General features: G+C 71.7%; 6 protein-coding genes. 2 read left to right on the top strand and 4 right to left on the bottom strand.

Annotation, left to right across the window (positions count from 1 at the left end; all coding sequences use genetic code 11):
• On the top strand, positions 1-1,003 hold a 1,003-nt coding region (locus VGI02_RS11535; protein ID WP_331627494.1), incomplete at its 5' end, for a tyrosine-type recombinase/integrase.
• Positions 1,004-1,143: 140 nt separating this feature from the next.
• On the opposite strand, the gene VGI02_RS11540 is transcribed toward VGI02_RS11535, so the two are convergent.
• The 3 genes from VGI02_RS11540 to mshA form a co-directional block, all read right to left on the bottom strand.
• Complete coding sequence (locus tag VGI02_RS11540; protein WP_331627495.1) at positions 1,144-2,730, bottom strand: AMP-binding protein; 1,587 nt, start codon at positions 2,728-2,730, stop codon at positions 1,144-1,146.
• Positions 2,731-2,864: 134 nt separating this feature from the next.
• Positions 2,865-3,368, bottom strand: a complete 504-nt coding sequence (locus tag VGI02_RS11545; protein ID WP_331627496.1) for a type III secretion system chaperone family protein — start codon at positions 3,366-3,368, stop codon at positions 2,865-2,867.
• The gene (gene mshA, locus VGI02_RS11550) at positions 3,365-4,675 is read right to left on the bottom strand and encodes a D-inositol-3-phosphate glycosyltransferase (protein ID WP_331627499.1); all 1,311 of its coding nucleotides are present in this window, start codon (positions 4,673-4,675) and stop codon (positions 3,365-3,367) included. Before mshA ends, VGI02_RS11545 begins: the two co-directional genes overlap by 4 nt.
• A gap of 169 nt (positions 4,676-4,844) precedes the next feature.
• On the opposite strand from mshA, the gene VGI02_RS11555 reads away from it, so the two are divergent.
• Positions 4,845-5,606: an SDR family NAD(P)-dependent oxidoreductase gene (locus VGI02_RS11555; protein WP_331627497.1), complete on the top strand. Its 762-nt coding sequence runs from the start codon at positions 4,845-4,847 to the stop codon at positions 5,604-5,606.
• 70 nt (positions 5,607-5,676) lie between these two features.
• Here the strand turns inward: VGI02_RS11555 and VGI02_RS11560 are convergent.
• A partial coding sequence (locus tag VGI02_RS11560; RefSeq protein ID WP_331627498.1) for a L,D-transpeptidase occupies positions 5,677-6,711 on the bottom strand: 1,035 nt, incomplete at its 5' end.

Genomic DNA, 6,711 nt, shown 5'->3' on the forward strand with positions numbered 1-6,711 from the left:
CAGCACACATCTCCTGCCGCCGCCGCGACGCGACGACCCGCTCACTGCCGAGGAACGGGCCGTGGCGTCGTGGCTGCGACGGGCCTCCCGCCCGGTCTCCGACCTCACCGACCCGCTCGCCCTCGCGGGCCTGCTCCAGCATCTCGGGACCGCCGCCAAGGGACGACCGGTCACCTCCTCGACCTGGGACAAGCGCCGTGCCGTACTGCACCGGGTGGCCGGCTACGCCGTGGACACGGGGGTTCTCGTCACGAATCCGGTCACCGGTCGCCGCGTCACCACCGGCAAGACCACGGAGGGCGTCGACCCGCGCGTGGCGGTAAATCCTGACCAGGCGCGTCAGCTTCTCGCCGCTGTCACCTACGTATCCGGGCACCGGCACACGGAGCGCGATCGGGGATGGCGGCTTCGGGCGTTCTTCGCCTGCCTCTACTACGCCGGATTGCGCCCGGGCGAAGCCCAGCACCTCCGCGACACCGACGCCAAGCTCCCCGCCGAGGGCTGGGGCGAACTCGTCCTGTCCGGTTCCCGCACCGGAGTGAGCGGCGAGCACTACAACGACGGGCTTCGCGACGCCGACCAGCGGCCGCTCAAGCGCCGTCGTCGGGAAGCCGTCCGTCGGGTCCCGATTCCACCGGCCCTCGTCGCGATCCTTCGCGAGCACCTCGACCGGTACGGCACCGCGCCCGACGGCCGGCTGTTCCCCGCCCTGGTCACCGGGGAGCGCATCCGGGAGTCGGTCTATACCCGGGCCTGGAAGCAGGCCCGCATCATCGGCCTGACCCCAGCCCAGCAAGCCTCACCCCTCGCGGCCCGGCCCTACGACCTACGGCACGCCGCGCTGTCGTCGTGGCTCAACGCCGGGGTCCCGCCCACCGAGGTCGCCGAGCGGGCTGGGCACTCGGTCAAGGTCCTGCTCTCGGTCTACGCGGCATGCCTCGACGGTGAGCGGGCGGCCTACAACGCCCGGATTCAGACCCTGCTCGACGGGGAGGACAGATGATCACCGCGCACGATCTGTTCCGTGACTGTTCCGCGGAAACTCCCCGCGAACCGCCCACGCCGACAGAGCCTCACAGAGACTTCACATCGAACATCCCGCGTCGTTGCAGGTCAGAGGCCCGAAACGGCAGGTCAGCGACCCTACGCCGGAGCCTGCTCACGAGCGCGGAGGTCCTTGCGCAGGATCTTGCCGGCTCCCGACTTCGGGACCTCGTCGATGAACTCCACCACGCGCACCTTCTTGTGCGGCGCGATCCGGGAGGCGACGAAGGACATCACGTCGTCCTCCGAGATCTCGGCACCCTGCTGCTTGACCACGAACGCCTTCGGGATCTCCTCGCCGTCGGCGTCCTTGACGCCGATGACCGCCGCGTCCGCGATCGCGTCGTTGGTGAGCAGCAGCGCCTCCAACTCGGCGGGCGGCACCTGGTAGCCCTTGTACTTGATGAGCTCCTTGACGCGGTCGACGATGTAGAAGACGCCCTCGTCGGTCACGGTCGCGACGTCACCGGTGTGCAGGAAACCGTCGGAGTCCAGCGTCGAGGACGTCGCCTCGTCGTTGTTGAGGTACTCGCGCATGACGTTCGGGCCCTTGACCCACAGCTCGCCGCGCGTGCCCTCCTCGCCGGTCTCCGGGTCGACGAGCTTGCACTCGACGTTCGGGATCGCGACGCCGATCGAGCCGAGGTCCATGTCGGGCCGGTCGTCGGGCATGCAGTGGCTGACCGGCGAGAGCTCGGTCATCCCGTAGCCCTGCAGGACGGTGCAGTTGAGGCGCTTCCCCATGGCGTGGCCCAGGTCGGCGTCGAGGGCCGCGGCGCCCGAGAAGACGATGTCGACACAGTCGATGTCGTACTCCTCGACCATCGGGTGCTTGGCGAGCGCCACCGCGATGGGAGGGGCGACGTAGACCCGGTCGACGCGGTGCTCCGAGATGATCCGGAGGAAGTCGGCGAGGTCGAACTTCGGCATCGTCACGACCGTCGCCCGGGCGTGGATTCCCTGGTTCATCATGCAGGTCATGCCGTAGATGTGGAAGAACGGCAGCACGGCGAGGATCTTGGTGCCGCTGGAGACGTGGGTGCCCATGGCCTGGACCTGCAGCAGGTTCGCGACGAGGTTGCGGTGGGTCAGCACCACGCCCTTGGCCCGCCCGGTGGTCCCCGACGAGTACGGGAGCGCCGCGACGTCGTCGCCGGTCACCGTCACCGACGGCCGCTCGGCGGTCGTGGTCAGCAGGTCCGCGAGGGCGTTCTCGGGCAGCGGGGTGGAGGCCTCGTCGCGGGCGGCGTCGATGAGGACGATCTCGGCGACCACGACGCCCTCCTCGGCCACTGCGGCGCGGGCGCGGTCGAGGAACGCCGAGACCGTCACCAGGATCTTCGAACCGGAGTCGCGGAGCTGGAAGGCGACCTCGTCGGGGGTGTACATCGCGTTGATCGTCGATACGGCCACGCCCGCCGCGAGCCCGCCGTGGAAGACCACCGGGTAGTAGATGTTGTTCGGCGCGAACAGGGCGATCACGTCGCCCTTGCCCAGCCCGCGCTCGCCGAGCGCGGCCGCGAACCGGTCGACGCCCTGCGCGAGCTCGCCGAAGGTCATCTGCGTGCCGCTCGGTCCGTCGAGCACGGCGACCGAGTCGGCGTGCTCCGAGACGTCGGAGAAGAGGAACTCGGGCAGCCCGACGTCGGGGATGTCGATGTCGTCGTAAGGGCTGCGCACGGTCATACTCGGAACTCCTCGGTGAGCCGGGGGCACCCGCACCGTCGGCCGACGGTGCGGCGGGTCACGCCAAGGTACCCGTCCGTACTCAGCCGAACCTGCAGGAGCGGCCGACCGCCCTCACCCGGACGGCGCAGCGCTCACCGGGCGTCGGAATCGGACACCAGGTGCTGGAACGCCCGCAGGTTCGCCAGCGACTCGCCGCGGGACTCCCGCCAGGCCCACTCACGCCGGATCGACGTCGCGAACCCGAGCTCGATCAGGGTGTTGAAGTCGCCGTCCGCGGCCTCGAGGACCTGCCCGAGCACGCGGTCGAGCTCGTCGTCGTCCACCGCGTGCAGCCCGACGCGGCCGACCAGGTGGATGTCGCCGACGTCGTCGAGCGTGTAGTGCACGCCGTAGAGGCGCGCGTTGCGCTGCAGCAGCCAGCGATAGACGCCCTCGTGGTTCTCGTCCGGGCGCCGGCACACGAACGCCTCGACGAGCAGGGCGTGCGGGGTCAGCACCAGCCAGCAGTTGGTCTGCAGCTTCTTCGTCCCGGGCAGCGTGACGAAGAACGAGCCCTCGGCGCGGCGCTCGTAGACCAGCTCACGCTCGTCGAGGGCCGCGACGATCACCGCGGGCAGGTCAGCCGGGTCGCTCACACCGCCACCCCCCGCGGTGCCGCGCCGGCGCGCCGCACCGTCGCGGCCTCGGCGTAGGTGGCCAGCAGCGCGTCGGCGGTGCGGTCCCACGAGAACAGCCCCGCGTGCTCGACGGCGCCCGCCGCGAGCCGGCCGCGCAGTTGCCGGTCCAGGGCGGCACGCTCCAGCGCGTCCGCCCACGACGACGGCGAGTGGTCCCCGACGAGCAGGCCCGACCGGCCGTCGGCGACGGCGACCGGCAGGCCCCCGACAGCGGCCGCGACGACGGGGGTGCCGCACGCCTGCGCCTCGAGCGCGACCAGACCGAACGACTCCGAGTAGCTGGGCACGGCGACCACGTCGGCGGCCCGGTAGATCTCCGCGAGCGCCCCGCCGGCCCGCGGGGGCAGGAAGCTCACGACGTCGGTGATCCCCAGGTCGCGGGCCAGCTCGATGAGCACGCGCGGTTGCGCGAGGCCCGACCCGGACGGCCCGCCGACGACGAGGATCCGCAGCCGGGACCGCAGCTCCGGGCGGCGGGCGAGCATCTCCGCGGCCGCGCGGAGCAGGACGTCGGGTGCCTTGAGGGGCTGGATGCGCCCCACGAACGCGAGCACGATGTCGTCCTCGCCGATCGGGAGGCCCGCCTCGCGGCCGAGGCGCCCACGGGCGAGGTCCCGGTCGAGGTCGGGGGTGAAGGTCTGCAGGTCGACGCCGGGGGCGACGGTGCGCACGGTGTCCGGGTCGGCGTCGTAGTCGGTGACCAGCGCGTCCGCCTCGCCCGGGGTGGACGCGACGAGCCGGTCAGCCTCGGCGACCACCTGCTCCTCGCCGACCAGACGCGCCAGCGGCTCGGGCGTGTCGCCCTCGGCGAGCGAGGCGTTCTTGACCTTGGCCAGGGTGTGGGCGGTGTGGACCAGCGGGACGCCCCAGCGGTCGCGCAGCAGCCAGCCGACCTGACCGGAGAGCCAGTAGTGGCTGTGCACGACGTCGAACCAGTCGGGCTCCTGGCCCGCCTCGTCGCGGAGAACCCCCGCGGTGAACGCGCACAGCTGGCTGGGCAGGTCCTCCTTGCCGAGCCCGCCGAACGGGCCGGCGACGACGTGGCGGACGAGCACACCGGGAGCGAGCTCGGCGACCGGAGGCAGGTCCGACGACGTCTGGCGGGTGAAGATCTCGACCTCGACGCCGCGTTTGGCCATCTCCACCGCGGTCTGCACCACGTAGACGTTCATGCCACCCGCGTCCCCCGTGCCGGGCTGCGCGAGGGGTGAGGTGTGCACCGAGATCACCGCCACCCGGCGCGGCGCGCGCCGGACCGGGGACAGTGGCCGCGCCCGCGGCGGGGATCCGGGGGATCCACTGCCGTCCGGCCGCCCCCTCCCGAATGTGGTGGGTGAGCCGTCCGTCGCCGTCCTCGCCGCCGGAATCACAACAACCAGCTTAGGCAACGCACGCGTCGGCGTCCGTCCGAGTCTGGCTCTAGGGTGGCGACCCGTGAGTTCTCCCACCACCGACACGCACAGGCCGGTCGTCGTCGTCACCGGCGCCAGCTCCGGGATCGGCGCCGCCACGGCGCGCGCGCTCGCGGCCGACGGCTGGCACCCGGTGCTCGGCGCACGGCGGCTCGAGCGCCTCCGCGAGATCGCCGACGAGACCGGCGGCACCGCGCTGCCCCTCGACGTCACCGACGCGGCCTCCGTCGAGACGTTCGTGCAGCGGGTGCGCGACCTCGGCAATGTCCGGGGCCTGGTCAACAACGCCGGCGGCGCCAAGGGCGCCGAGACGGTGATGGAGGCCGACGAGGAGCACTGGCGCTGGATGTGGGAGTCCAACGTGCTGGGCACCATGCGGATCACCAAGGGGCTGCTGCCCGCGCTCATCGCCTCCGGCGACGGCCACGTCGTCACGATCACCTCGATCGCCGGACTGGAGACCTACGACGGCGGGTCGGGCTACACCGCAGCCAAGCACGCGGAGGGCGCGCTGCACCGCACCCTGCGCGGGGAGCTGCTCGGCCAGCCGGTGCGGCTCACCGAGATCGCGCCGGGCGCCGTGGAGACCGAGTTCTCGCTGGTCCGGTTCGGCGGCGACACCGAGCGGGCCGACAAGGTCTATGACGGCATCACCCCGCTCTCGGCCGACGACGTCGCCGCGACCGTCGCGTTCGCGATGAGCCGCCCGAGCCACGTCAACATCGACAGCATGGTGCTCAAGCCGCGCGACCAGGCGAGCGGGATGCGGTTCTTCCGGCGATAGGTGGGCTCCGCCCTTGTGAGCACTTTCGGGGGCTATAGCGACAGAAAGTGCTCACGAGGCCGAAGGCCACCTACAGGGCCGACTGCCCCTTCCACGTCGACCAGGGCACTGTCCAGTCGTAGATGTCGCCGTCCCGCGCCGAGAGCTGGATCGGGGTGCCGGTGACCTCGACGGGGTCTCCGTACATGGCGGTGTCGTAATAGGCCTTGGCGTCGCCGATCGACAGGTTGACGCAGCCGTGGGTGACGTTGCTCGTCCCCTGCGCGGCGGCCGACTTCGGGTTGGCGTGGATGAACTCGCCGTTGTTGCTCATCCGCACCGCCCACTGCTCGACCACGTCGTAGTCGTACTGGCGGCTCACCATCCGCTTGTCGGTGAACTTCTCGGACACGACGTGGGTGCCGGAGCGCGTGGTGCGGTTCGGGTCGGCGTCGATGCCGTACGACGCCGGGACGTCCATCACCTGTTTCCCGTCCCGCATCACGATCATCCGGAAGCTGTTCACGTCGGCCTTGACGATCTGCGAGCGCCCGACGGTGAAGTGGGAGCTGACGTCCTCGCGTCCGAAGGCCCCGTCGCCGAGGTCCACACCGAGCAGGTCGGCCGTCACGGTGACCTTGGTGCCCGGGTCCCAGTACTCCTTCGGGCGCCAGTGCACCCGGGAGCCGCCGTCCTGGTCGGGCAGCCACGCCCAGGAGCCCTCTGTGGGCTTCGAGGTCCCGACCTTCAGGGTCCGCTCGGCGGCGGCACGGTCCGCGACGTGACCGTCGAACTGGATCTCCACGGGCGCGGCGACCCCGACGGTGCGGCCGTCGCCGATGTTGAGGGTCGCCTCGACCTGCTCCTTCGGGGCGATCGTGCGCAGCGACCCCGCGAGCGGGCTGGTCCGGCCGTCGCCCGCCGTCGCCGTGCCGCTCCAGGTGTAGCTGGTCGCCAGGGCGAGCGGACCCGACGCGACCCACCGCTTCCCGTCCGGCGAGAGCGTGCCGTCGACGGCCTTCCCGCCGCCGGCGGGCGTGAGGGCGACCCCGGTGAGCCTGCCGTCGGGCACGGACACGGACACGTCGGTCTTCGGGGCGACGTCGGTCGCGTTCGCGGTCGGGGC

Source organism: Actinomycetospora sp., from assembly GCF_036497245.1.
Lineage (GTDB): Bacteria > Actinomycetota > Actinomycetes > Mycobacteriales > Pseudonocardiaceae > Actinomycetospora.